General features: G+C 72.6%; 18 protein-coding genes and 1 pseudogene. 9 read left to right on the top strand and 10 right to left on the bottom strand.

Features of this window, described 5'->3' with window-relative positions; genetic code table 11:
* Nucleotides 1-209: 209 nt before the first annotated feature.
* Nucleotides 210-1,499 (bottom strand): citrate synthase, encoded by a 1,290-nt coding sequence (locus OG373_RS25200; protein WP_052871576.1) that lies wholly within the window; start codon nucleotides 1,497-1,499, stop codon nucleotides 210-212.
* A gap of 182 nt (nucleotides 1,500-1,681) precedes the next feature.
* Nucleotides 1,682-3,940 carry an ATP-dependent RecD-like DNA helicase gene (locus OG373_RS25195; RefSeq protein WP_405440490.1) on the bottom strand — a complete coding sequence of 753 codons (2,259 nt, stop codon included), beginning with the start codon at nucleotides 3,938-3,940 and terminating at the stop codon, nucleotides 1,682-1,684.
* A 301-nt stretch (nucleotides 3,941-4,241) separates the two neighbouring features.
* Here OG373_RS25195 and OG373_RS25190 point away from each other — a divergent pair, with 301 nt between their 5' ends.
* Both OG373_RS25190 and OG373_RS25185 read left to right on the top strand, forming a co-directional pair.
* On the top strand, nucleotides 4,242-4,799 hold the full coding sequence (locus OG373_RS25190; RefSeq protein ID WP_405440488.1) for a DUF937 domain-containing protein: 558 nt from the start codon (nucleotides 4,242-4,244) through the stop codon (nucleotides 4,797-4,799).
* A 44-nt stretch (nucleotides 4,800-4,843) separates the two neighbouring features.
* A pseudogene (locus tag OG373_RS25185) lies at nucleotides 4,844-5,356 on the top strand (GNAT family N-acetyltransferase); the annotation flags it as partial.
* Here OG373_RS25185 and OG373_RS25180 read toward each other — a convergent pair.
* Nucleotides 5,262-6,242 carry an EamA family transporter gene (locus tag OG373_RS25180; protein ID WP_405440487.1) on the bottom strand — a complete coding sequence of 327 codons (981 nt, stop codon included), beginning with the start codon at nucleotides 6,240-6,242 and terminating at the stop codon, nucleotides 5,262-5,264. The pseudogene OG373_RS25185 and the gene OG373_RS25180 overlap by 95 nt on opposite strands.
* Nucleotides 6,243-6,342: 100 nt before the next feature.
* On the opposite strand from OG373_RS25180, the gene OG373_RS25175 reads away from it, so the two are divergent.
* Both OG373_RS25175 and OG373_RS25170 read left to right on the top strand, forming a co-directional pair.
* On the top strand, nucleotides 6,343-7,245 hold the full coding sequence (locus tag OG373_RS25175; RefSeq protein ID WP_405440485.1) for a LysR substrate-binding domain-containing protein: 903 nt from the start codon (nucleotides 6,343-6,345) through the stop codon (nucleotides 7,243-7,245).
* A 132-nt stretch (nucleotides 7,246-7,377) separates the two neighbouring features.
* Nucleotides 7,378-9,141 carry a glycoside hydrolase family 3 N-terminal domain-containing protein gene (locus OG373_RS25170; RefSeq protein ID WP_405444197.1) on the top strand — a complete coding sequence of 588 codons (1,764 nt, stop codon included), beginning with the start codon at nucleotides 7,378-7,380 and terminating at the stop codon, nucleotides 9,139-9,141.
* Nucleotides 9,142-9,184: 43 nt separating this feature from the next.
* On the opposite strand, the gene OG373_RS25165 is transcribed toward OG373_RS25170, so the two are convergent.
* Nucleotides 9,185-10,618 (bottom strand): aminopeptidase, encoded by a 1,434-nt coding sequence (locus tag OG373_RS25165; RefSeq protein WP_405440484.1) that lies wholly within the window; start codon nucleotides 10,616-10,618, stop codon nucleotides 9,185-9,187.
* A gap of 84 nt (nucleotides 10,619-10,702) precedes the next feature.
* Nucleotides 10,703-11,050 carry a hypothetical protein gene (locus tag OG373_RS25160; protein ID WP_405440483.1) on the bottom strand — a complete coding sequence of 116 codons (348 nt, stop codon included), beginning with the start codon at nucleotides 11,048-11,050 and terminating at the stop codon, nucleotides 10,703-10,705.
* 335 nt (nucleotides 11,051-11,385) lie between these two features.
* On the opposite strand from OG373_RS25160, the gene OG373_RS25155 reads away from it, so the two are divergent.
* Complete coding sequence (locus OG373_RS25155; protein ID WP_405440481.1) at nucleotides 11,386-11,940, top strand: EF-hand domain-containing protein; 555 nt, start codon at nucleotides 11,386-11,388, stop codon at nucleotides 11,938-11,940.
* A 50-nt stretch (nucleotides 11,941-11,990) separates the two neighbouring features.
* On the opposite strand, the gene OG373_RS25150 is transcribed toward OG373_RS25155, so the two are convergent.
* The gene (locus OG373_RS25150; RefSeq protein ID WP_405440479.1) at nucleotides 11,991-15,929 is read right to left on the bottom strand and encodes an ABC transporter ATP-binding protein; all 3,939 of its coding nucleotides are present in this window, start codon (nucleotides 15,927-15,929) and stop codon (nucleotides 11,991-11,993) included.
* A 248-nt stretch (nucleotides 15,930-16,177) separates the two neighbouring features.
* Here OG373_RS25150 and OG373_RS25145 point away from each other — a divergent pair, with 248 nt between their 5' ends.
* Nucleotides 16,178-16,405 (top strand): hypothetical protein, encoded by a 228-nt coding sequence (locus tag OG373_RS25145; RefSeq protein ID WP_405440477.1) that lies wholly within the window; start codon nucleotides 16,178-16,180, stop codon nucleotides 16,403-16,405.
* A gap of 55 nt (nucleotides 16,406-16,460) precedes the next feature.
* On the opposite strand, the gene OG373_RS25140 is transcribed toward OG373_RS25145, so the two are convergent.
* Both OG373_RS25140 and speB read right to left on the bottom strand, forming a co-directional pair.
* On the bottom strand, nucleotides 16,461-18,128 hold the full coding sequence (locus OG373_RS25140) for a thiamine pyrophosphate-binding protein (RefSeq protein ID WP_405440475.1): 1,668 nt from the start codon (nucleotides 18,126-18,128) through the stop codon (nucleotides 16,461-16,463).
* A 5-nt stretch (nucleotides 18,129-18,133) separates the two neighbouring features.
* Complete coding sequence (gene speB, locus OG373_RS25135; protein WP_030013156.1) at nucleotides 18,134-19,096, bottom strand: agmatinase; 963 nt, start codon at nucleotides 19,094-19,096, stop codon at nucleotides 18,134-18,136.
* Nucleotides 19,097-19,213: 117 nt separating this feature from the next.
* Here speB and OG373_RS25130 point away from each other — a divergent pair, with 117 nt between their 5' ends.
* Nucleotides 19,214-20,860: a helix-turn-helix domain-containing protein gene (locus OG373_RS25130; RefSeq protein ID WP_405440473.1), complete on the top strand. Its 1,647-nt coding sequence runs from the start codon at nucleotides 19,214-19,216 to the stop codon at nucleotides 20,858-20,860.
* On the opposite strand, the gene OG373_RS25125 is transcribed toward OG373_RS25130, so the two are convergent.
* Complete coding sequence (locus OG373_RS25125; RefSeq protein WP_405440472.1) at nucleotides 20,848-21,852, bottom strand: hypothetical protein; 1,005 nt, start codon at nucleotides 21,850-21,852, stop codon at nucleotides 20,848-20,850. The two genes, OG373_RS25130 and OG373_RS25125, sit on opposite strands and share 13 nt — an antisense overlap.
* A 305-nt stretch (nucleotides 21,853-22,157) precedes the next feature.
* On the opposite strand from OG373_RS25125, the gene OG373_RS25120 reads away from it, so the two are divergent.
* Nucleotides 22,158-23,315 carry an acyl-CoA dehydrogenase family protein gene (locus tag OG373_RS25120; protein WP_405440470.1) on the top strand — a complete coding sequence of 386 codons (1,158 nt, stop codon included), beginning with the start codon at nucleotides 22,158-22,160 and terminating at the stop codon, nucleotides 23,313-23,315.
* A 27-nt stretch (nucleotides 23,316-23,342) separates the two neighbouring features.
* Nucleotides 23,343-24,221 carry an acyl-CoA thioesterase II gene (tesB, locus tag OG373_RS25115; RefSeq protein WP_030384787.1) on the top strand — a complete coding sequence of 293 codons (879 nt, stop codon included), beginning with the start codon at nucleotides 23,343-23,345 and terminating at the stop codon, nucleotides 24,219-24,221.
* Between the two features lie 22 nt (nucleotides 24,222-24,243).
* On the opposite strand, the gene OG373_RS25110 is transcribed toward tesB, so the two are convergent.
* Nucleotides 24,244-25,104: a DUF4253 domain-containing protein gene (locus OG373_RS25110; RefSeq protein WP_405440468.1), complete on the bottom strand. Its 861-nt coding sequence runs from the start codon at nucleotides 25,102-25,104 to the stop codon at nucleotides 24,244-24,246.
* Nucleotide 25,105 lies beyond the last annotated feature (1 nt).

The raw sequence follows: 25,105 nt of genomic DNA, 5'->3' as shown, positions 1-25,105 counted from the left end.
CGTACCCGCGGGAGGCTTTGAGCGGCCCTCCCGGACGAACGGGTCCCGGCACACCGACGCCCCGGCTCGGGTCCCGTGGGGGGAATCCGTTTCGGGGAAAAGGGAAGCGCCCCGACCGTCGACCCGTGGGGGGATCGACGGCGGGGCGCTTCTCGCATCTCTGGGGCACCGCCGCGCGGCCGCACGCCGCGCGACGGGAAGGCCTCGGGTCAGCGGGCCTCTACGGGAACGAAGTCGCGCAGGACCTCGCCGGTGTAGATCTGGCGCGGGCGACCGATGCGGGAACCCGGCTCCTTGATCATCTCGTGCCACTGGGCGATCCAGCCGGGCAGTCGGCCGAGCGCGAAGAGCACGGTGAACATCTCGGTGGGGAAGCCCATCGCCCGGTAGATGAGACCGGTGTAGAAGTCCACGTTCGGGTAGAGGTTGCGCTCGACGAAGTAGTCGTCGGCCAGCGCGTGCTCCTCCAGCTTGAGCGCGATGTCGAGCAGCTCGTCGCTCTTGCCGAGCGCCGAGAGGACGTCGTGCGCCGCCGCCTTGATGATCTTCGCCCGGGGGTCGAAGCTCTTGTAGACGCGGTGTCCGAAGCCCATGAGCCGGACGCCGTCCTCCTTGTTCTTCACCTTGCGGATGAAGGCGTCGACGTCGCCGCCGTCGTTCTTGATGCCTTCCAGCATCTCGAGGACGGACTGGTTGGCGCCACCGTGCAGCGGACCCCACAGGGCCGAGATGCCGGCGGAGATCGAGGCGAACATGTTCGCCTGCGAGGAACCGACCAGACGCACGGTGGAGGTCGAGCAGTTCTGCTCGTGGTCCGCGTGCAGGATCAGCAGCTTGTCGAGCGCGGAGACCACGACCGGGTCCAGGTCGTACTCCTGGGCCGGCACGGAGAAGGTCATGCGCAGGAAGTTCTCGACGTAGCCGAGGTCGTTGCGCGGGTAGACCACCGGGTGGCCGACCGACTTCTTGTACGCGTACGCCGCGATCGTCGGGAGCTTGGCCAGCAGCCGGATCGTCGAGAGGTTGCGCTGCGTCTCGTCGAACGGGTTGTGGCTGTCCTGGTAGAACGTCGACAGTGCGCTGACCACGGAGGACAGCATCGCCATCGGGTGCGCGTCCCGCGGGAAGCCGTCGTAGAAGCGCTTCACGTCCTCGTGCAGCAGCGTGTGCTGGGTGATCTCGTTGCGGAACGACGCGAGCTGGTCGACGGTCGGCAGCTCGCCGTTGATCAGCAGGTACGCGACCTCGATGAAGGTCGAACGCTCGGCCAGCTGCTCGATCGGGTAGCCGCGGTAACGCAGGATGCCCTGCTCACCGTCGAGGTAGGTGATCGCGGACTTGTAGGCCGCGGTGTTGCCGTAACCACTGTCCAAGGTGACGAGCCCGGTCTGGGCCCGCAGCTTCGAGATGTCGAAGCCCTGGTCACCGACGGTGCTCTCGACCACCGGGTAGGTGTATTCACCGTCCGCGTACCGGAGTACTACAGAGTTGTCGCTCACGTCATCCCTCACCGACGTAGTGCCTCTTCTTCGAGGTGCCCTGACTGCCTCTACCTTCCCCCATTTGGCGCAGGAGAGTGCACTCGGGGTCGGCGTTTGGTGCTTTCGACGGCACTGAGTGCCGTCAAGCTGCTCATCCTGCCCCCTCCGCACCGGTGCGGGAACCCCAAATGATCGATCATTTAGGTGATGTTTCCCACCGGTATCCGGCCGGACAGCCTGGCAGCGACCGCCGTGTACCTCCTGCCTGCGGAAACGGTACGCACCGCCTGCCCGAGGGCCTTGCGGGACCCGACGAGGACGACCAGTTTCTTCGCCCTGGTCACCGCCGTGTAGAGCAGGTTGCGCTGGAGCATCATCCAGGCTCCGGTCGTGACAGGGATCACCACCGCCGGATATTCACTCCCCTGTGAACGGTGAATGGTGACGGCGTACGCGTGGGCCAGCTCGTCGAGCTCCCCGAACTCGTACACGATCTCCTCGTCCTCCTCCGTCCGTACCGTCAGGCGCTGTTCGTCCACGTCCAGGCCGGTGACCACGCCGACCGTGCCGTTGAAGACGCCGTTGGCGCCCTTCTCGTAGTTGTTCCGGATCTGGGTCACCTTGTCGCCCACCCGGAAGACCCGGCCGCCGAACCGCTTCTCCGGCAGGTCCGGCCGGGCCGGCGTCATCGCCTGCTGGAGCAGCCCGTTGAGGTTTCCGGCGCCGGCCGGGCCGCGGTGCATCGGGGCGAGCACCTGGACGTCCCGCCGCGGGTCGAGCCCGAATCTGGCCGGAATCCGCCGGGCCGCCACGTCCACGGCCAGCACTCCGGCCGCCTCGGTGTCCTCCTCCGGGAAGAGGAAGAAGTCCGGCAGGCCGTCCGTGATCGGCGGCAATCCGGTGTTGATCCGGTGGGCGTTGGTGACCACCCCCGACTGCTGGGCCTGCCGGAAGATCCGGGTCAGCCGCACCGCGGGCACCGGGCCGCCCTCGGCCAGCAGGTCCCGCAGCACCTCCCCGGCGCCGACGGAGGGCAGCTGGTCCACATCGCCGACCAGCAGCAGGTGCGCCCCCGGCGCCACCGCCTTGATCAGCTTGTTGGCCAGCAGCAGGTCGAGCATCGAGGCCTCGTCGACCACGACCAGGTCCGCGTCCAGGGGGCGGTCGCGGTCGTACGCCGCGTCCCCGCCCGGTTTGAGCTCCAGCAGCCGGTGCACCGTGGAGGCCTCGGCCCCGGTGAGCTCGGCCAGCCGTTTCGCCGCCCGGCCGGTGGGTGCGGCCAGCACCACCTTGGCCTTCTTCGCCCGGGCCAGCTCGACGATCGAGCGCACGGTGAAGGACTTCCCGCAGCCCGGCCCGCCCGTGAGGACGGCGACCCGGCGGGTCAGCGCCAGCTTGACCGCGTCGCGCTGCTCGGGCGCGAGCGTGGCTCCCGTCCGCCCGGCGAGCCAGCCCAGGGCCTTCTCCCAGTCCACGTCCCGGAAGCCGGGCATCCGGTCGTCCTCGGCGGACAGCAGCCGGCGCACCTGCCCCACCAGGGACAGCTCGGCCCGGTGGAAGGGCACCAGGTACACGGCGGTCAGCGGGTCCGGCCCGCCCTGCGGATCCGGTACGGACTCCCGTACGACCCCTTCCGGATCGGCGGCGAGCTCGGCCAGGCAGTCGATCACCAGCCCCGTGTCCACCTGGAGCAGCTTGACCCCGTCGGCGATGAGCCGGTCCTCGGGGAGGAAGCAGTGCCCCTGGTCGGTGGACTGGGACAGGGCGTACTGGAGGCCGGCCTTGACCCGTTCGGGGCTGTCGTGCGGGATGCCGACGGCCTGGGCGATGCGGTCGGCGGTGAGGAAGCCGATGCCCCAGACGTCGGCGGCGAGCCGGTAGGGCTGGTTCTTCACCACGGAGATGGAGGCGTCGGCGTACTTCTTGTAGATGCGCACGGCGATGGAGGTGGAGACGCCGACCCCCTGGAGGAAGACCATGACCTCCTTGATGGCCTTCTGCTCCTCCCAGGCGGCGCCGATCAGCTTCGTCCGCTTGGGGCCCAGCCCGGGTACCTCGATCAGCCGCTTCGGCTCGCCCTCGATGACGTCGAGGGTGTCGGTGCCGAAGTGGTCCACGATCCGCTCGGCGATCTTCGGGCCGATGCCCTTGATCAGGCCGGAGCCGAGGTAGCGGCGGATGCCCTGGATCGTCGCCGGGAGGACGGTGCGGTAGTTCTCCACGGTGAACTGCTTGCCGTACTGCGGGTGGGAGCCCCAGCGGCCCTCCATGCGCAGGGACTCTCCGGGCTGTGCGCCCAGCAGCGAGCCGACCACGGTGAGCAGGTCACCGCTGCCGCGGCCGGTGTCCACGCGGGCGACCGTGTACCCGCTCTCCTCGTTGGCGTAGGTGATGCGTTCGAGGACGCCGTCGACCACTGCCAGTTGAAGCGCCCGCGACGCCCCTTCTGCTGCTGCCATGACCCGAAACTACCGGGCGGCGCCGACAACGCGTCGGGCCTGTGGACAACGCGGCAGGGCAATGCCGGGGGCGCGGCGGGGGCAACGCAAAGGGGGTCCCGCCTCGCGGCCGGACCCCCTCACGGTTACCCCTCCCGTGTCGGACTTCCCGATCCCCCCAGATCCCTCCCCGGAAGCGCCGACGCAACATACGACCCTCGATGCGCCCGAAGGGTTGCATCCGGAGCCACAGCTTTACGTTTCCGTTACCCAATGCCTACTCAAGGTGCCGGTGAAACGGCACAGAAGTAGCGTTTCCGGCATGAGCGAATCTTCATTCCAGGACGAGGTGCTGGGCGAACTCGGCGACGACAGGCTGACCGAGATCGCCGGCCTGCTCGGTACGGACACCGCCGGCGCCAAGGAGGCCGTCTCCGAGACCGTCGGCACCATGACGGGAGACCTCGAGCAGAAGGCCGCCGAGGACGACGCCGACGGCGAGGAGGTGCGCCAGGCCCTCGCCGAGGTGGCCGAGCCGCCGCTGCAGGGCGTGGCCACGCTCGGGGGCCTCGGCGGCCTGCTCGGCGGCGGAATGATGGCGGGGGTACTGGCCAAGGTGAGCAAGCCCGTGGCCGGCGCCGTCTCGAAGAAGACCGGCATCCCCGCGGCCACCGTCAGCCGGGTCATCGAGATGCTGATCCCGGTGGTGCTGGCGGTCCTCGCCAGGCGCGCCTCCGGCAAGGCGGCGGGCGCCGGAGCGGCGGGCACGGCTCCGGGTGCGGCGGGCACGGCTCCCGGCGCGGCTCCCGGCACCTCCCCCGCCCCGGGCGGCGGCCTCGCCGACCTGCTGGGCCAAATCCTCGGCAGCGGCAAGAAGTAACCCCTCCGGGTGCCCCACCCCGAGCCCACCCCCCTAGAGTTGACCCCATGGCTGAGAGCGTGCGGCTCCGCGACCCGGAACCGGGGGACCTGGGGTGGATCGTGCAGCGCCACGGCGCGCTGTACGCCGCCGAGTACGGCTGGAACAGCGACTTCGAGGGCCTGGTCGCCCGGATCGTCGCGGACTTCGCCCAGGACCACGACCCCTACCTCGAACGCGTGTGGATCGCGGAGCTGGACGGCCGGCCCGTCGGCTCGGTGATGTGCGTACGGGAGGAGGGCGCGCCCGGCACCGCCCGGCTGCGGCTGCTCCTCGTCGACCCGAAGGGCCGCGGCCGCGGCGTCGGCACCCTGCTGGTCGACACCGTCGTCGCCTTCGCCCGTTCGGTCGGCTACCGCGAGCTGGTGCTCTGGACCAACGACGTGCTGACCGAGGCCCGCGAGCTCTACCTGCGGGCCGGGTTCACCCTGATCGCGGAGCGGCCGCACCGCTCGTACGGAGTGAGCCTGACGGGACAGGACTGGCGGCTGCCGTTGCAGGAGGGCTCCCCGCGCTGACGCCCGAACCGACCCCCGTACGGTTCACGGCGCGCGCGGGGGCCAGCGAGGTCAGCGCCACCCCGCCCACCAGCAGGACAGCCGCCAGCCAGCGCAGCCCGGAGACGGACTCCCCGAGCACCAGGGCCGCGGAGGACATGCCGAACACCGGGACGAGCAGCGAGAACGGGGCCACCGAGGAGGCCGGGTAGCGGCGCAGCAGGTGGCTCCAGGCGACGAAGCCGAAGACGGTGGACACCCAGGCGACGTAGCCGATGACGGCCACCCCGGACCAGTCGAGGGCGCGCAGCGCGGCCAGGTCCCGCTCGGGCCCCTCCAGCAGCAGCGAGAGCGCGAGCAGCGGCAGCACGGGCACCGTGCACACCCACACCATGAAGTTCAGGGCGTGGGGCGGTGCGGCCCTCCGGGTCAGGACGTTGGACACGCCCCAGCAGGCGGCGGCCGCCACGACCAGGGTGAAGCCGAGCACCGGCCCGGAGGTCCCCCCGTCCACCGCGGCGACCGCGATCCCGGCCAGCGCCACGGCCATGCCCAGCACCCGTACCCGGCCCGGCCGCTCGCGCAGAACGACGGCGGCGAGGGCGGCGGTGAAGACGGCCTGGACCTGCAGGACGAGGGAAGACAGGCCGGCCGGCATCCCCGCGTCCATGCCGGTGAAGAGCAGCCCGAACTTGGCGACGCCGAGGGCGATCCCGACCCCCACGATCCACTTCCAGGCGACCTTGGGCCGCCCGACGAAGAACACGGCGGGCAGGGCGGCGACGAGGAAGCGCAGCGCGGACAGCAGCAGGGGCGGGAAGTGGTCGAGGCCGATCTCGATGACCACGAAGTTGAAGCCCCAGACGGCGGCGACGAGCACGGCGAGTGCGCTGTGTACGGGACGCATGGTCCGAGCATCGACCGCCCGACCGTGTAGCACCAGCGCGAATGTCTTCCGGGATGGATGAAGCGTTGCTTACGGATGTACGCGGTGCCACGATGGAGGCATGCTCGATCTCGCCCGGCTGCGCGCCCTGCACGCCGTCTCCGTCCACGGCTCGGTCGCCGCCGCCGCGGCCGCCCTCGGCTACACCCCCTCGGCCGTCTCGCAGCAGATCTCCAAGCTGGAACGGGAGACCCGCACCACCCTGCTGGAGCGGCGCGGGCGCGGGGTCGCCCTCACCGAGGAGGCCCACCATCTGGCCGACACCGCACAGGAGTTGCTGGCGATCGTGGAGCGCGCCGAGACCACTCTGGAGGAGCGGCGCGGGCAGCCCGGCGGACTGCTGACGGTGGCCGCCTTCGCCTCGGCGGCGCGCGGCCTGCTGCCGGAGGTCCTGGCCGATCTGGCCCGCCGGTATCCCGCGCTGGACGTACGTCTCACGGAGGTGGACCCGCACCTGTCCGTGGAGCTGGTGGCCCGCGGGGTCACCGATCTGGCGGTGGCACACGACTGGGACATCGCCCCGCTGCCCGCACCCGAGGGCATCGAACAGGCGGTGATCGGGGACGACCTCTGCGACCTCGTGGTCCCGGCCGGGCATCCGTTCACCACGCGCCGGGTCATCCGGCGCTCGGACCTGGGCGGCGAGCGCTGGGTCTGCCAGCCGCCCGGCCGGGTCTGCCACGACTGGCTGGTACGCACCCTGCGCACCGCCGGGTTCGAGCCCGACGTCGCGCACGTCGCGGAGGAGAACCACACCATCGTCGCCCTGGTCGCGGCGGGGCTCGGGGTGGCCGTCGTACCCCGGCTGGGCACGGGAGCCCTGCCCCCGGGGGCGGTCGCGGTACCGCTGGAGCCGGGCCCCGTACGGCGGTTGTACGCCCTGTGGCGGACCGGGGCGGCCCGGCGGCCCGCGATCACCGAGGCGGTTCGGACCCTGCAGGAACACTGGGCGTCCCAGCGGTAGCGGGTGTCGTCCGGCGGTGGTGTCATCCGGGGGACCTTCCGAGTGTCCGTCACTCCCCGGGCGTACCACGGCAGTAGGGTCCGGCGCGTGCCGTACCTCGCCTCGCGCCGGAACCTGCTCGCCGCAGCCGCCATGGTCGCCGTCACGGCCGCCGGGGCCGCCTCCGCAGCCGTCGGCCCCCACCCGGCCCCCGACGACTCGCGGCCCCCGGGCGGCGGGCCCGGCAGTCGCCCCGGCCGGGCGCGACTGCGCGCCCTCGTGGACCGGATGAGCCTCGACGAGAAGATCGGGCAGCTCTTCGTCTCCCGGGCGTACGGGCATTCGGCGACCGATCCCGACCCGGCGGACGCCGAGCAGAACCTGGCGGCCTTCGGCGTGCGCACCGCCGCCGAGCTGGTCGCCCGCTACCACCTCGGCGGGATCATCTACTTCGCCTGGGCCCACAACACCCGGGCCCCGCAGCAGATCGCCGCGCTCTCGGTCGGCCTGCAGCAGACCGCCCTCACCACCGGCGCCCGGATCCCCCTGCTGCTCTCCACCGACCAGGAGCACGGCGCCGTCGCCCGGATCGGCCGGCCCGCGACCCTGCTCCCGGGGGCGATGGCGCTCGGGGCGGCCGGTTCCACCGCCCACGCCCGGCGGGCCGCGCGCATCGCGGGTGCCGAGCTGGCCGCCATGGGCATCCGGCAGGACTACGCGCCGGTGGCCGACGTCAACGTCAACCCGGCCAATCCGGTGATCGGCGTCCGGTCCTTCGGCTCCGACCCGCAGGCCGTGGCGGAGCTCGTCGCGGCCCAGGTCCGGGGCTACCAGGGCGCCGGGGTGGCCGCCACCGCCAAGCACTTCCCCGGCCACGGGGACACCGAGACCGACAGCCATGTGGGCCTGCCGGTGATGCGGCACAGCCGGGCCGTCTGGGAGGAGCTGGACGAGCCGCCCTTCCGGGCCGCGGTGGAGGCGGGCGTGGACGCCATCATGACGGCGCACATCGTCTTCCCCGCGCTCGATCCCTCGGGGGACCCGGCGACCCTCTCCCGGCCGATCGTCACGGGCCTGCTGCGTGAACGCCTCGGCTTCCAGGGGGTGGTGATCACCGATGCCCTCGACATGGCCGGGGTCCGCCAGAAGTACGGGAACGACCGCGTGCCCGTACTGGCCCTGCTGGCGGGCTGCGACCAGCTGCTGAACCCGCCGGACCTGGGACTCGCGCACCGCAGCGTGCGGGCGGCCGTCGAGTCGGGTGAGCTGACGCCGGCGCGCGTCGAGGAGTCGGTGCTGCGGATCCTGGAACTGAAGGCCCGCCGGGGGCTGTTCGACGAGGCCTACACGACGGGGCGGGAGGTCGACTCCGTCGTGGGCGTCCAGGAGCACCTCGACGCCGCCGACACGATCGCGGCCGCCACGACGACCCTGCTGGCGAATCCACGGGGGCTGGTACCCCTCGATGCGACGGCCGGGCCGCGGCTGCTGGTCACCGGGACGGACCCGGTCTCCCCCACGGGTACCACCGGCCCCCCTACGGTCGTACTGGCCCGGGAGCTGACCGCCCTGGGCTGCCGGGCCACGGCGCTGCCTCCCACCCGGGCCGTGGCCGCCGCGGCCGGTCACGCGGCGGTGCTCGTGTGCACGTACAACGTCCCGGAGGGCGAGAGTGCGCAGCGCACCCTCGTGGCGGACCTGATCGCGTCCGGGGTGCCGGTCATCACGCTGGCGGTCCGCAACCCGTACGACCCGGCCCGGCTGCCGGCCTGTGCGGCGGAGCTGGCCACGTACTCCTGGACGGACGTGGAGATGCGGGCGGCGGCCCGGGTGCTCACCGGGGGGCTGCGGCCCGCCGGCCGCCTCCCCGTCCCGGTCCCGGGCCGCTACCCGCTGGGCCACGGACTGACGCCCTGAACTCCTCGGCGCCCGCCCGCGGCCCGCGCGTCCCGCTTCCCGGTTACGGCCGCAGCTGCGGCTCGCGCTCCGGGTCGACCTGGTCGAGCTGCGCGTCCGGCGCGGCCAGCGGCGCCGCCCGGCCCGCGTCGGCGAGCGCGGCGGCCGGGGCCACCCCGGCCCACTGCAGGATCTTCGCGGTGGCGAGGGCCTTCTCGCCGTCCATCAGCTTGGCCACGTTCGCCCCGTGGTTGGCGCCCGGCGCGATCATCACGTAGCTGTCGCGCACCCCGTAGCCGAGGTGGAACGGCTCGGCGCCCCACGGGTCGTTCTGCCCGTACACGAAGAGCATCTGATGGGCGTTGTTGCGCACCCACTTGTCGACGTCCGCCATCGCCCCCGGCTGGAAGGTCATGGGGATGTCGCGGGGCACGAAGTTGCGCGGCGGCTGGTAGCCGTAGCGGCTCAGGCCCTTCAGGTGCGGCTGCTTGATGTCGGGGGAACCGAGCTGCGTACCCGCCTGGTAGTAGTACGGCGTGTACGTCTCAAGGCCCTGGTCGGAGTAGGCCGAGAAACCGGAGATCGCGTCGATCGTGTCCCAGATCTCCTGGTCGCTCGCGGTCCTGGCGTCCGGGACGGAGCCGCAGTCGGCGAGCAGGCTGTACTGCCAGAAGGCCCAGACGTAGTCGAGCACGACGGCCTCGTAGGCCTTGTCGAGGTTGCCGACGGTGGTGAAGGTCCAGCCGTTCTCGGCGGCGGCGACGGCGTACTTGGCCTCCAGCGGCTCGCGGCGCACCAGCGCCTCGCGCTGCACCGCGTTCAGCCTGTCGCGGCACTCCTTGGTGCCGACCTTGGCGAAGAAGCGGTCGTAGGCCGAGTCCTCGTTGTTGACGACGTCGTTGGGCGCGACGTACGCGACGACACCGTCCATGTCGCGCGGATAGAAGCGCTCGTAGTACGTCGCCGTCATACCGCCCTTGCTGCCGCCCGTGGACAGCCAGTTCTTCTTGTAGATCTTCTTCAGCGCGGTGAAGAGGCGGTGCTGGTCGCTCGCGGCCTGCCAGATGTCCAGGTTCGCCCAGTTGGCCGGGTCGGGCCGGGAGGGCGTGAAGAATCGATACTCCAGAGACACCTGGTTGCCGTCGACGATGGTCGTCGGCTCACTGCGGCGCGGGTTGGTGTTGACGTTGTAGCCGGAGGTGAAGAACACCGACGGCCGCGAGACGTCCTTGTGCAACAGGGTCAGGCGCTGCTTGAAGGTGCCCTTCAACGGCTGCCGGTGGTCCACCGGCTGCTCGTAGTTCAGTACGAAGAAGCGGTAGCCGGGGTACGGCTTCTCCTCGATCAGGCTCATCCCGGGAATGCCGAGGATCTGGTCCTTGATGTCCGTGGCGGCCGCGGGCTCCGCGGCTGTGGCCGCTTGCGCCGTGGAGCCGGCCGCGCCCATCGTGCCGATGAGCACCACGAGCGACAGCAGCCATCCGAGCGTCTTGCGCATTCACCCTCCCCTTGAGTTCACTTCGGTCGCCGTGAACCTAGCCGGGTCAACACGCCACTGACCAGACCTAGTTGGGCCTGTCCGTCAGCACAGGATCCAGCCGGAATCAGCGGATCCGGCCCCCACGCTCCCCTTTACATACACGCAGCGGCTGATCGCGCCGACCGTGACAGGCCCGGCATATCGGGTGAACCCCCCGGCCTCGCGCACCGGGGCGCCGCCGCGCGGCTGGATGCTCACCGCCATCCGCCGGCGCTCGCCGGCGTCCCTGGCCACGGTCATCGCGCAGGCCTGATTGCGGCTCTTGTAGACGCGCACCTCGCCCGCCCCGAAGGACATCGTCCTGGCCAGCCGGCCCGCGCAGCTCTCGGTCGCGGCCCGCGCCGCCGGCGGCGCGAACAGCCCGCCCGCACAGAGCCACAGTGCCGCCACGAAAACCACCGGGGACGCGGCCCGACGGCCACGCCTCCCTCGTCCCTGCAACACCTTGTCCCCCGATCGGTCGTACGTACAGCGCACGCACGCACATACGTACGACGCCCGAGCCCGCCGGAAGGTTGCCGCGCGCAAGGACCCGCCCCGCCGGCGCCGGCACCCCTCCCTCGTACGAGTGCATCCGCCACCTCCCGGCGGGACAGCGGGAGTTCACGCCCGGAGGGGCGATTACGCTAGGTGACGGAATCCCCTCTGCTCGTAGCCGTACCGATACCCGTACCCGCACCCGCACCCGCACCCGTACCCACGCCTCAGCCGTGAAAGGCCATGAGATGACGAACGACCTGCTCGACCGCAAGCTGGAGCGCGCCTTCACGCACCTGGACGCCGACGGGAGCGGCGTGATCGACGCCGACGACATCATCGCGCTCGGCTCCCGGCTGCTGACGGCCCTCGCGGAGCCGGCCGCCTCGCCCAAGGCGGACCTGGTGATGGGCGGGCTGGCCGACTTCTGGCAGGACCTGTTCACCGAACTGGACATCGACCGGGACGGCAAGGTCACGCCCGAGGAGTACAAGCTGGGCATGACCCGCCTGTACGCGCAGGGCGGGCCCGCCTACGACCGCTCGTTCCGCCCGATGATGCGGGCGATCCTCACGATCGTCGACACGGACGGCGACGGGCGCATCAGCCCGCAGGAGTTCCACCGGGCGCAGGAGGCCTTCGACACGCAGCTGAGCCCGGCCGACACCGAGGCGCTCTTCCGGCGCATCGACGCGGACGGGGACGGCTCGCTCACGCTCGACGAACTCCTCGACGCGGTACGCGAGTACTACACCGGTACCGACGAGGACGCCCCGGGGAACCTGCTCTTCGGCGAGTTCTGATCCCGGGGCGTCCCCGACGGGCCGGCGTCCGCTCGGGCGGCGCGGGCGGCTCAGGCCGCGGCGCGCTCGTCCTCGCCGATGAAGGTGCGCCACAGCTCGGCGTACCGGCCGCCGCGCGCCAGGAGTTCGGCGTGGGTGCCGTCCTCCACGACGCGGCCGCGGTCCATGACCACGACCCGGTCGGCGCGCGCCGCGGTGGTCAGCCGGTGCGCGACCACCAGGGTGGTGCGCTTGCCCACGAGCCGGTCCGTCGCCTGGTTGACCTGGGCCTCGGTGGCCAGGTCGAGGGCGGCGGTGGCCTCGTCGAGCAGCAGCACGTCCGGGTCGACGAGCTCGGCCCGGGCCAGGGCGATCAACTGGCGCTGGCCCGCGGAGAGGTTGCGGCCGCGCTCGGCGACGGTGTGCAGATAGCCGCCGTCGAGGGTGGCGATCATGTCGTGGGCGCCGACCGCGCGGGCGGCGGCCTCCACCTCGGCGTCGCTCGCGCCCGGGCGCCCGTAGGCGATGGCGTCACGGACCGTCCCCGGGAAGAGGTAGGCCTCCTGGGGGACGACCCCCAGACGGTGGCGGTACGCCGTGAGCTCCAGCTCCCGCAGGTCGGCGCCGTCGGCGGTGACCCGGCCGGAGGTCGGGTCGTAGAACCGGGCCACCATCTTGACCAGCGTGGACTTGCCGGCTCCGGTCTCGCCGACGAAGGCGACGGTCTGCCCGGCGGGTATCCGCAGGTTGATGCCGGCCAGCGCCTCCCCGTTCTCGCCCCGTTCCTCGGCCGTCCCGTACTGGAAGCGGACGTTCTCGAAGGCGATCTCACCGACCGGCTGCCGCGGTGCGCTCGGCCGCTCGGGCCGCGGGGTGGTGGTGGGCTCGCGCAGCAGCCCCTGGATGCGGCCGAGGGCCACCGTGGCCTGCTGGTAGCCGTCGAAGACCTGGGAGAGCTGCTGGACGGGCGCGAAGAACAGGTCGATGTAGAGCAGGTACGCGACCAGCGCGCCGGTGGTGAGCGTCCCGGCCTCCACCCGGCCCGCGCCGACGATCAGCACGGCGGCCGCGGCGCCCGAGGACAGCAGCTGCACGAAGGGGAAGTAGACGGATATCAGCCACTGGCCGCGGACCCGGGCCTCGCGGTACGAGTGGCTGCGCTCGGCGAAGCGCTTGGCGCCCGAGCCCTCGCGGCGGAAGGCCTGGACGATGCGCAGGCCCGAGACGGACTCCTGGAGGTCGGCGTTGACCAGGCTGACCCGGTCGCGGGCGAGCTCGTAGGCCGCGACGGACTTGCGGCGGAACACGACGGTGGCGACGACCAGGACCGGCAGGGTCGCGAAGACGATCAGCGCGAGCTCGACGTCCAGGACGAGCAGGGCGACCAGGATGCCGAAGAAAGTGAAGACGGAGACCACGGCGGTCACCAGCCCGGTCTGCAGGAACGAGCTCAGCGAGTCCACGTCGGTGGTCATCCGGGTCATGATCTTGCCGGTCAGCTCGCGCTCGTAGTAGTCCAGGCCGAGGCGCTGGAGCTGGGCGAAGATCTTGACGCGGAGGGCGTACAGCACGCGCTCGCCGGTACGGCCCGTCATCCGGGTCTCGGCGAACTGCGCGGCCCACTGCGCGACGACGACCACGAGGGCGAGGCCGGCGGCCACCCAGACGGCGCGGAGCACGGCCTGCTCCACGCCCTGGTCGATGCCGTGCCGGATCAGGATCGGCAGCAGCAGTCCGGCTCCCGCGTCCGCGGCGACGAGGCCGAGGCTGATGGCGAGCGGCGCCCAGAACCCGTGGAGCAGGCGGCGCAGGCCGTAGCTCTCCTCGGCTGCCGCGGCGCGGGTCTCGTCCACCTCGGGCAGGTCGTCGGCGGGCGGCAGCGCGGCCACCTGCGCGAGCAGTTCGGGGGTGGCGGGCATCCCGGCGACGGACCCGGCCATGGACGGCCCGGGTCCGGGCGCACCGCTCCCGGCGGCGGGAGCGGTGGCGGTGCCGGGAGCGGTGGCGGTGCCGGCCGCGCCCTCGGTGTCCTCCTGGCGGCGCCAGAGCTCTGGGGTGACCCCGCCGGCGACCCTGCGCTTGGCGTTGACGGGCTCGGAGTCGATCTCGGCCTCGAGCTCGATGCCGCGTTCGAGGTCACGGTCGAGCTCGCGCTCGAACTCGGTCATCACGCGGTTGTCCGGGGTGCGCGGCGAGCCGGCGCCGAGCGCCTCGGGGTCGGTGAGCAGCCTGCGGTAGAGCGCCGAGCGGCCCTCCAGCTGCTCGTGCGTCCCGATGTCGGCGAGCCGTCCGCGGTCGAGTACGGCGATCCGGTCGGCCAGTGCGAGCGTGGAGCGGCGGTGCGCGATCAGCAGGGTGGTCCGGCCGGCCATGACGGAGCGCAGGGCCTCGTGGATCTCGTGCTCGACTCGGGCGTCCACGGCGGAGGTGGCATCGTCGAGGAGCAGCAGCCGCGGGTCGGTGAGGATGGCCCGGGCCAGGGCGATGCGCTGGCGCTGGCCGCCCGAGAGGGTGAGCCCCTGCTCGCCGACCTTGGTGTCGTATCCGGCGGGCAGTGCCCGGACGAACCCGTCGGCCTGGGCGGCGCGGGCGGCGGCCTCGATCTGCTCCTCGGTGGCGCCGGGATGCCCGTAGGCGATGTTGGCGCGGATGGTGTCGGAGAAGAGGAAGGAGTCCTCGGGGACGAGGCCTATCGCGCCGCGCAGGGAGTCGTAGGTCAGCTCGCGGACGTCGTGGCCGCCGACGCGGACCGCGCCGCCGTCGGCGTCGTAGAACCGGGGCAGCAGGAGCGCGACCGTGGACTTGCCGCTGCCGGAGGACCCGACGACGGCGACGGTCTCCCCCTCCGCCACGGTGAGCGAGAACCCGTCGAGGACGGGCCGCTCGGGGTCGTAGCCGAAGCGGACGTCGTCGAACTCGACGGTGGCGGGCGCGTCGGCGGGCAGCTCGTGGGTGCCCTCGCGGATCTCGGGCTCGGTGTCGATGAGCTCGAACACGCGCTCCGCGCCGGCCCGGGCCTGCTGGCCGACGGTGAGAACCATGGCGAGCATGCGGACGGGTCCGACGAGCTGGGCGAGGTAGGTCGAGAAGGCGACGAAGGTGCCGAGGGTGACCTGGCCGTTGGTGGCCATCCAGCCGCCGAGGGCCAGCATGGCGACCTGGGCGAGCGCGGGCACGGCCTGGAGGGCGGGCGTATAGCGCGAGTTGAGCCGGATGGTCCGCATCCGCCCGGCGAACAGCCGGCGGCCCGCCTCGCGCAGCTTGCCGGTCTCCTGTTCCTCCTGGCCGAAGCCCTTGACGACGCGGACGCCGGTGACGGCGCCGTCGACGACGGTCGCGACGGCGGCGGCCTGGCCCTGGGCCCACCAGGTGGCGGGGAAGAGCTTCTTGCGGCTGCGCTTGGCTATGAACCACAGGGCGGGTGCCATGAGCAGGGCGACGAGGGTCAGCAACGGCGAGAGCCAGAGCATGATCCCCAGGGATATCCCGAAGAGGAGGAAGTTCCCGATCGTCATGGGCAGCATGAAGAGCAGGCCCTGGATCAGCTGGAGGTCGCTGGTGGCGCGGCCGATGACCTGGCCGGTGTTCAGCTCGTCCTGCCGCCGCCCGTCGAGGCGGGCGATCGTGGTGTACATGTCGGTGCGCAGGTCGTGCTGCACGTCGAGGGCGAGCCGCCCGCCGTAGTACCTGCGTATGTAGGTCAGCACGTACACGAGAAGGGCCGCGGCTATGAGCATGCCGGCCCAGGGCCCCATGGGCCTGGTCCCGTCCCCGATGACGTCATCGATGATCACCTTGGTGACCAGCGGGACGACCGCCATGACGGCCATGCCGGCCAGGGAGGAGCCGAGCGCGAGCAGCACATTGGTCCTGTACCGCCAGGTGTAGGCCGCCAGCCGCCTGCCCCAGCCCCGTTTTTCCCCAGTCGCTGTCTGTGCCGCCGCCACGTGAGGCCTCCCCGTTCGTCCTGACCTGCCGGAAGCGCCAACGCTCCGACCGGCGGATTTCATCCCGCCGCAACAATCGCACTCCCGTACGGCGGCGGCGCGCGGGCCGCGTCCGACCGGGGCGTGGACGCGGGCGTGGAGGCGGGGCGGGGACGGGGCGGGGACGGGGCGGGGGGCGCGAGTGGGCGGCGCCGGGCCCTGTCAAGTCCCGACTTTCCGGATCTGGGCCCGTCGGGCCGCGCTGCCGATGCTGGAAGCACAGCCGATGCCGACCGCCGACCGTGGTGGCGGGACCGAAGGGATCCAGGGCCATGAGCACTCACGAGCAGCAGCCGACCAGCCACAGCTTCGTGCAGCGGACCGCCCGCGCCGTCGTCCCCTTCGTCACCGCCTTCTTCATCGCTGTGCTCGCGGCGAAGGTCGTGAGCCTGGTGACCGACAACGGCTGGACCAGGCTGGCGACAGCGGTCGGGGTGGCCGTGATCAGCCTCCTCTTCCACCCCTACGAGGAGGCCGAGGAGCAGGCCGCCGACTCGTGACCGGCGCCCCGGCGACTGCCCCGGCGACCGGGGCGGTGACCGGGGCGGTCGCCTCTCAGACGTGCGTCGGGGCGAACATCCTCAGGGTGGCCGGCAGGACCAGGACCGAGGGCCCCGGGGTCGCCAGCGCCTTCCTGAGGTCGGAGGTCAGGGACTCCGGTGCGGTGGTGGCGGCCGGGACGCCGAAGGACTCCGCGAGGGCCACGAAGTCCGGGCCCGCCAGCTGCGTACCGGTCGTGCAGCCGTACTCGCGCAGGATGCCGTAGCCGCCGTCGTCCACGATCAGCCAGGTGACGTCGAGGTCGTGCTGCCGCGCCGTGGCCAGCTCCGCGAGGGAGTACATCGCGCCGCCGTCGCCGGAGACCGCCAGGACCGGGGTGCCCGGTTCCGCCAGGCACGCGCCGAGAGCCGCCGGGAAGGCGTAGCCGAGACCGCCCGCACCCTGGGCCGAGTGCATGGTGTTGGGGTGCTTCGGGTCGAAGGCCGACCAGGCCCAGTAGGACAGGATCGTCATGTCCCAGAAGGACGGGGAGCGGGCGGGCAGAGCGGTCCGGATCGAGGTGAGGAGCTGCTGCTCCTGCGCCAGGTCCTGGGTGGCGAGGCGGGCCGCGATGTCCGCGAGGAGCAGGCGGACGCGCTCCGGGGCGGACGGGTCCTCGCGCTCGGACACCGTCTCCAGCAGGGCCTGCAGCGCCAGGCGGGCGTCCGCGTGGATGCCGAGGCCCGCGTGGTTCGACTCCAGCTTGCCGAGGTCCGCCTCGATCTGGACGACCCGGCCCGTCGGGAAGAACGTGTGGTAGTTCGACGAGAGCTCGCCGAGGCCCGAGCCGACGACCAGCAGGACGTCCGCGTCCTCCAGGAAGTCCGTCATGTGGCGGTCCTCCAGCCAGGACTGGAGGGAGAGCGGGTGGGTCCAGGGGAAGGCGCCCTTGCCGCCGAAGGTGGTGACGACGGGCGCGTTCAGCCGCTCGGCCAGCTGCTTCAGCTTGCCCGCCGCGTCCGAGCGGACGACGCCGCCGCCCGCGATGATCACGGGTCGGGTGGCGCTCTCGAGCCAGTGGGCGGCGAGCGCCGTGAGCTCGGGCCGCGGCGCGAGCTCGTGCGGGGTCGCGTCCACGCCGGTGACCTGCGGGATGACGGTCCCCGCCCGCAGCACGTCCTCCGGGATCTCGACGAACACCGGGCCGTGCGGGGCGCTCAGCGCCGACTCCCATGCCGCGGCGATCACGGAGGGGATCTGGGAGGGCGTGCGGACCGTGTGGACGGACTTCACCACGTCCCGGAAGGAGGCCGACTGGTCCCGCAGCTCGTGCAGGTGCCCGCGCCGCCCGCCGCCCAGGCCCGCCACCGGGACCTGCGAGGAGATCGCGAGCACCGGCGCCGAGGCGGCCGCCGCCTCCGCCAGGGCGGGCAGCGCCATCAGCGCGCCCGGGCCGGTGGAGAGCAGCAGCGGCACGGCCTCGCCGGTGATCCGGCCGTACGCGTCGGCCGCGAAGCCCGCGTTGTTCTCCGTACGCAGTCCCACGAGGCGCAGGTCGGAGCGGCCGACGGCGTCGAAGAGGGCGAGTGCGTGCTGCCCCGGCAGACCGAAGACGGTGGTCGCGCCGAGGCCGCGGAGCGTTTCCACGACCAGGTCCCCGCCCGTCCGGCCCGGCGGCGGCGCGAGCGCGGCCGCCGTCTGGGCTTCGGTGGGACGGAGTACCAGGTCGTGGTCGTGCGTCACTTCGCTTACTTGCCCTTCGCCTGCGCGATCTGTCGCGACATGATCGTGGTCAGCTCGTACGCGGTGTGCGAGGCCGCGACCGAGGTGATCTCGGCGTGATCGTACGCCGGGGCGACCTCGACGACGTCGGCGGAAACGAGGTTGCAGGAGGACAGGCCGCGGATGATCTCCAGCAGCTCGCGGGAGGTCATGCCGCCCGCCTCCGGGGTGCCGGTGCCGGGCGCGTGCGCCGGGTCGAGCACGTCGATGTCGATGGAGATGTACAGCGGGCGGTCGCCGATGCGCTGGCGCAGCTGGTCGGCGACCTCGTCGGCGCCGCGGCGGTAGACGTCGGCCGAGGTGACGATGCCGAAGCCCATCTTGGCGTCGTCGTCCAGGTCCTGCTTGCCGTACAGCGGGCCGCGGGTACCGACGTGGGAGAGCGCCTCGGTGTCGAGGATGCCTTCCTCCACCGCACGGCGGAACGGGGTGCCGTGGGTGTACTCGGCGCCGAAGTAGGTGTCCCAGGTGTCCAGGTGGGCGTCGAAGTGGAGCAGCGCGACCGGGCCGTGCTTCTTCGCGACGGAACGGAGCAGCGGGAGGGCGATGGTGTGGTCGCCGCCCAGGGTCATCAGGCGGGAGCCGGCACCGAGCAGCTCGTCGGCGGCGGCCTCGACCGTCTCGACGGCCTCGTTGATGTTGAAGGGGTTCACGGCGATGTCACCGGCGTCGGCGACCTGCGCGAGCGCGAAGGGGGAGGCGTCCTGGGCCGGGTTGTACGGGCGCAGCAGGCGGGAGGCCTCGCGGATGGCGTTGCCGCCGAAGCGGGCGCCGGGGCGGTAGGACACGCCGGAGTCGAAGGGCACGCCGACGACGGCGACGTCGGCGGAGCCGACCTCGTCGAGGCGGGGCAGGCGGGCGAAGGTCGCCGGGCCCGCGTAGCGCGGGATGCGGGAGGAGTCGACGGGTCCGCGCGGCTGCGTGCTCATGGCTGGTGCCTCTTTCTCTGTCCTGACGTGTGCGGTCCTTCGAGCGTAAGCGGGCCGCCCAGGGCTGGGCAGTGTACGTTTCATCCATCTGGATCAGCTGATATGTACGGAGTATCCATGGCCACCCTTCCCGGCGACCCGAAACCCGGCAACGGCCCGGCGGCGGGCCACGCCCCCGCGGAGGAGCCGGCGGGGTCTCCGGCCGGAGCCGGGCCCGGAACTTTCGCCGGGGAGCCGATGACGCCGCCCGTGCTGCTCGGCGGGCTGCTCGGTGAGCGGGCGCTCGGGCTGCGGCATCTCGCGGGGCCGCGGGCGGCGGAGGTGCACGGGGTGCACGCCTCAGAGATGGCGGACCCGTCCCCGTACCTGCTGGGCGGCGAGCTGCTGCTGACGGCCGGCGCCGCGCTGACGCAGGCCGGAGCGGCTGCCTATGTCGGCCGGCTCGCCCGCGCCGGAGCCGCCGCGCTCGGCTTCGGCGTGACCCCGGTGCACGAGGTGGTCCCGCCCGGCCTGGCCGAGGCGTGCGAGCGGTACGGCCTGCCGCTCGTGGAGGTCCCGCCGGGGACCCCCTTCACCGCGGTCGCCCGTACCGTCGGGCGGCTGATGGCGGAAGCCCGTACGCGGGAGCTGCGCCGGGTCGCCGAGGCCCAGCAGGCCCTGGCGGCGGCCGCCGCCCGCCCGGACCCGGTCCCGGCGGTGCTGTCGCGGCTGGCGGCGAGCCTGAGCGGCTGGGCCGCCCTGCTCACACCGGAGGGCGGGGGCGGCGGGCGGGCCGAGGCCCCGCCCCGGACGGCCGGGACCGCGGGGACCGCCGGGACCGCGGGCGGCGCCCCGGGCACCGGAGCAGCCGGGGCGGCCGGGGCAGCCGGGGCGGCCGGGGCGGCCGGAGCCCCTGGAACCACCCGGGGCGCCCTCGCCGGCGGTACCGCTCCCGGCACGGACGCGCTCGATGCCGTGGTCGCCCTGGCCCGCCGCGTGGCCCCGGGCTCCGCCGCCACCGCCACCGACGCCGTCGGCGCCACGAGCCTGGCCGCGTACGCCGTCGGCGGGGGCCGGGTGCTGGCCCTGGCCACTGGGGTCCGGACCCCGGGCGACCACACCATCGCCTCCATCGCCGCCGTACTGCTGACCCTGCTCACCGCCGAGCGGCCCGCCGGGGCGGAGGCCGCGGCCCTGACCCGGCTGCTGCTCGACGGGGATCCGGCCGCGGCCCTGACGGCCGGGCCCTGGTACGCCGTCCACGCCCGCGGGGCCGGGGATCCGCAGGCCCTCGCGGCCGCGCTGGGCACCGTACTGCTCGACCCGCAAGAGGACTCCGTACGGCTGCTCACCGACCGGGACCCCGCCCCGCAGCCCGGCTGGCGGCTGGGGGTGAGCGCCCCGGCCGCGCCCGCCGCCCTGGTCACGGCCGGCGCCCAGGCCGAGCGGGCCCTGGGGCGCGCGGAGGCGGCCCGGACCCCGCTGGCCCGCCACACCGAGCCGGGTCTCGCGGGCCTGGTCGGCGAGGCCGAGGCCCGCGCCCACGCCGAGGCCCTGCTGGGGCCGCTCTCCCCCGCCCTGCGGGAGACCCTGCGCGGCTGGCTGGCCCACCACGGCAACTGGGACCGCTCGGCCGCCGCCCTGGGCGTCCACCGCAACACCGTCCGCCAGCGCGTCACCCGCGCCACCGAACTGCTGGACCGGAACCTGGACGACCCGGACGTCCGGATGGAGCTGTGGTTCGCGCTGCGGGTCGCCGAACGCCGCCCCGCTCAGCCGGAGTAGTCGTCCGGCGGCCGGAAGGAGGAGAGCAGCTCCACGAAGCGGGCGGATCCGGTGATCACACCCGGCTCCGTGCTGCCGGGCGGCGCGGGATCGACCCCGACGGCCTCGATCCCGTCCTCACTGATCCACAGCAGCCGCGAGCTCAGCCGGTACGCCTCCGGTGCGTCCTCCCACATCTGCCGTACGAGCGGACCGTAGGCGATCACGCAGGTGTGCAGCTCGGGCCCCTCCACGGCCCACAGCATCAGGTGACCGTGGAAGGGGACCATCGCGAGGATGCCGAGCGGCGCCGGGCGGTCGATCAGATCGGCGGCGCGCAGGAGGTGGGTGGAGGTCCATCCGCCGTCGGCCTCGACGTTCACCAGCGGGTTCTCGTCGTCGTTGTACCGGAGCGAGACGGGTGCGGCGTCGAGGTTGGCCATGGCGGCGGCCCAGACCTCGGAGCCGTCCACCTGCCAGGAGTCGAACTGTGCCTGCGGGACGGGTGCGGAGAGGGCGCCGCCCACCTGGATCACCAGGACGGCCGCGAGTTCCTCGGTGAGGACGACCGCCGGCGCTTGGTGCTCCGTCACCGTGTCGACGGTCACCAGCCTCGGCATGAGCAGGTTGCGGACCTCGGCGAAGCTCGCGCGCTCCAGTCCGCGCCGGCGCTCGGCGAGCCGCTGCTTCTGGTTCAGGAAGGAGACGGCGGCCGACCTCCAGTTCGCGTGCGGCAGCGCGCGGACCAGCTCCGCCATCTCCGCGAGGTCCAGCGGTGCGCCGGGCTCGCCCTCGGCGGCGAGCGAAAGGTGCTGGTTCTCCCCGAAGCGCATGGGCGGCCCGGTCTTGTTCCCGTCCAGGAAGAGGTCATTGAGGAGCGCCTCGAAGGCGTGCCAGTCGGCGGGGCTGAACCACGCGCACCACGGCGGTACCGGCGACGCCCCCGACCCACCCCCCGCACCGGCGCCGCCCGTGTCCGCGCCGGCCTTCTTCGCTCTCCGGAAAAATGGCATGCCGGGCAGGCTAGGGGAGGGCGAATCGGTACGTGAGAGCACGAACAAGGCGTTCTTGAGCACATTCCGGCCACCGCGGCGCGGACGCACCTCCTCCGCCCGAGCCCCGCGGGAGCCCCCGCCGGAACCCCCACGGGAACCTCCGCCGGAACACCCGCCGAAACACCCGCCGGAGGGCCGGGGTGAGCCACCCCACCCTTTCCATGGCGCCTCGGCTCTGGACAGCCAGTTTGACTGGCCGGTAACTTAGACTGAGCAAGCGCTTAGGCATGGCGGCGGACCGCCGCGACCGAAGGGAGCCGGCCGTGCGCCGTACCGTTTTCAACGAGGACCACGAGGCATTCCGCGAGACCATTCGCGCCTTCATCGAGGCCGAGGTCGTCCCGGTCTACGACGAGTGGTTCGCGGCCGGCCAGGCGCCGCGCGACTTCTACTACAAGCTCGGCGAGCTGGGCGTCTTCGGCATCAACGTGCCCGAGGAGTTCGGCGGCGCGGGCCTGGACACCCACAAGTTCGAGGCCGTCCTCTACGAGGAGACCTCCCGCGCGGGCGTCAACTTCGGCGGCTCCGGCGTGCACGTGCTGCTCGCCCTCCCCTACATCAAGATGCTGGCCGACGACGAGCAGAAGAAGCGCTACCTGCCGAAGTTCGTCTCCGGTGAGGAGATGTGGGCCCTCGCGATGACCGAGCCGGGCACCGGCTCCGACGTCGCGGGCATGAAGACCACCGCCAAGCTCTCCGAGGACGGCACGCACTACGTCCTCAACGGCTCCAAGACCTTCATCACCGGTGGCGTGCACGCCGACCGCGTGATCGTCTGCGCCCGCACCTCCGCCCCCAGCGAGCAGGACCGCCGCTTCGGCATCTCCCTCTTCGCCGTGGACACCAAGTCCGAGGGCTACTCCATCGGCCGCAAGCTGGACAAGCTGGGCCTGCGCACCTCCGACACCGCCGAGCTGGCCTTCGTCGACGTGAAGGTCCCGGTCGAGGACCTCCTCGGCGAGGAGAACAAGGGCTTCTACTACCTCGGCGCCAACCTGCCCTCCGAGCGCTGGGGCATCGCCTTCGGCGCCTACGCGCAGGCCAAGGCCGCCATCCGGTTCGCCCAGCAGTACGTGACCGAGCGCACCGTCTTCGGCAAGCCGGTCGCCCACTTCCAGAACACCAAGTTCGAGCTGGCCTCCTGCCAGGCCGAGGTGGACGCCGCCGAGGCCGTCGCCGACCGCGCCCTGGAGGCCCTGGACGCCGGCGAGCTGACCGCCGCCGAGGCCGCCTCCGCCAAGCTGTTCTGCACCGAGGTCGCGCACCGCGTGATCGACAAGTGCCTCCAGCTGCACGGCGGTTACGGCTACATGAACGAGTACCCGATCGCCCGCCTGTACGCCGACAACCGCGTGAACCGCATCTACGGCGGCACCAGCGAGGTCATGAAGTCCATCATCGCCAAGTCCATGGGCCTCTAGGAACGTTCGGGCGCTTAGCCTTCACCCATGAACGAGGCACTGACGTCGCTCCTCGATCTGCTCGACCTCGAGCAGATCGAGGAGAACATCTTCCGCGGCACCAGCAGGCCTTCCCTGGTGCCGCGCGTCTTCGGCGGCCAGGTCGCGGCCCAGGCGCTGGTCGCGGCCGGGCGGACCGTCCCCGCGGACCGCACCGCGCACTCGCTGCACTCGTACTTCCTGCGCACCGGGGACACCGGCGCGCCCATCGTGTACTCGGTGGACCGGATCCGCGACGGCCGCTCCTTCACCACGCGCCGGGTCGTCGCCGTCCAGCACGGACAGCCGATCTTCCACCTCTCCGCGTCCTTCCAGAAGTACGAGGACGGCCTCGACCACCAGGTCGCGATGCCGTCGGCCCCCGACCCGGAGACCCTGCCCACCGCGGCCGAGTCGCTGCCCGCGTACCGGGAGATCTTCCGCGATCCCGGCACGGTGGAGCGGCTGATCGAGACCCGGGAAGCGGTGGACCTGCGCTACGCCACGACCCCGCCCTGGGGCAGCGTCGGCGAGCCCGTGGAACCGCGCTCGCAGGTGTGGTTCCGTACGGCCGGCAAGCTGGACGGCGACGATCCGCTGCTGCACACCTGCCTGGCCACCTACGTCTCCGACATGACCCTGCTGGACTCGGTGCTGCTCGCGCACGGGCGGGGCGGCTGGGCGGTGGGCGACGTGGTCGGCGCCTCGCTGGACCACGCGATGTGGTTCCACCGGCCCTTCCGCGCGGACGAGTGGCTGCTGTACGACCAGGAGTCGCCCTCGGCGGCCGCGGGCCGGGGCCTGGGCCAGGCCCGCATCTGGACGCAGGACGGCCGGCTGGCCGTGACGGTCATCCAGGAGGGTGTCGTACGCGTCCCGCGCGCGTGAGCGCCACGCCGCCCGGCCGGCCTCAGTCCCACCAGAAGCCCCAGTGGTTGCTGCCGGTGACCGCCTCGTCTGCGTAGGCGCGGATGCTGCCGGAGCCCTGCCAGATGTTGTCGGGCGCGAGGGCGAAGTGCTCCGCCGCGACGGGAAGGGCGCGGACGACCGTACGCGGCGGGGCCGCGACGGACAGGTGGAGCTCGTCGAAGCCGAGGGCGACGACGCGGGCACCGAAGCGGTCCTCCCAGGAGCGCAGGACCGTGCTGATGAGGGCGGTGTCGTTCTCGTGGTTGGTCGGGCCGCCCCAGCCCACGATGGTGGGTACGTCCGCCGGGCGGCCGGCGGGGACCAGCGCGAGCCGCGGGGCCGGCAGCGCGCCCTCCTCGATCAGCTCGTCCGCGAGGGCACAGGCCGCCGCCTCCGGGTCCGGTCCGTCCTCCGGTCCGTCGGCTCCCGGGTCCGCGAGCCCGGGCCAGTCCCGGCCGAAGGGCGCGATGATCTCCTCACCCTCCTCGCCCTCCTCCGGATCGGGGACCACGCGGCCCCAGAACTCGCGCAGCACCGGCTCGACGTGGTGGTCGTCGGGGTCGGACATCCGCTCCGGTGAGAACTCCCGGTCCTGCCACCACCGTTCGAGCCCGCGGCGGTCCTGGAACAGCACGGCCTGCAGGCCGGCGGCCGCGAGCGCGGGGCTCCGGTGCGCGGCGAGCGCCCCGATCCCCACGGCCTCGTCGGACACCCACACCAACGGCTCGGCCGTCTTCCCCCACCGCCGCCGCCCCGGCGTGCCGATGACCGAACCCGGCGGCAACTGGGGCCCCAGGGAGCGCCCTTGGGGATCGTCGGCCAGTACGGACAGCGGGTTGTACGTCTTCGCGGACTTCGACATA

Origin of the sequence: Streptomyces avidinii (genome assembly GCF_045161815.1) — a bacterium.
GTDB lineage: Bacteria > Actinomycetota > Actinomycetes > Streptomycetales > Streptomycetaceae > Streptomyces > Streptomyces avidinii.
The sequence above is the reverse complement of the archived record's forward strand: the minus strand, read 5'-3'. Positions and strand labels throughout refer to the sequence as shown.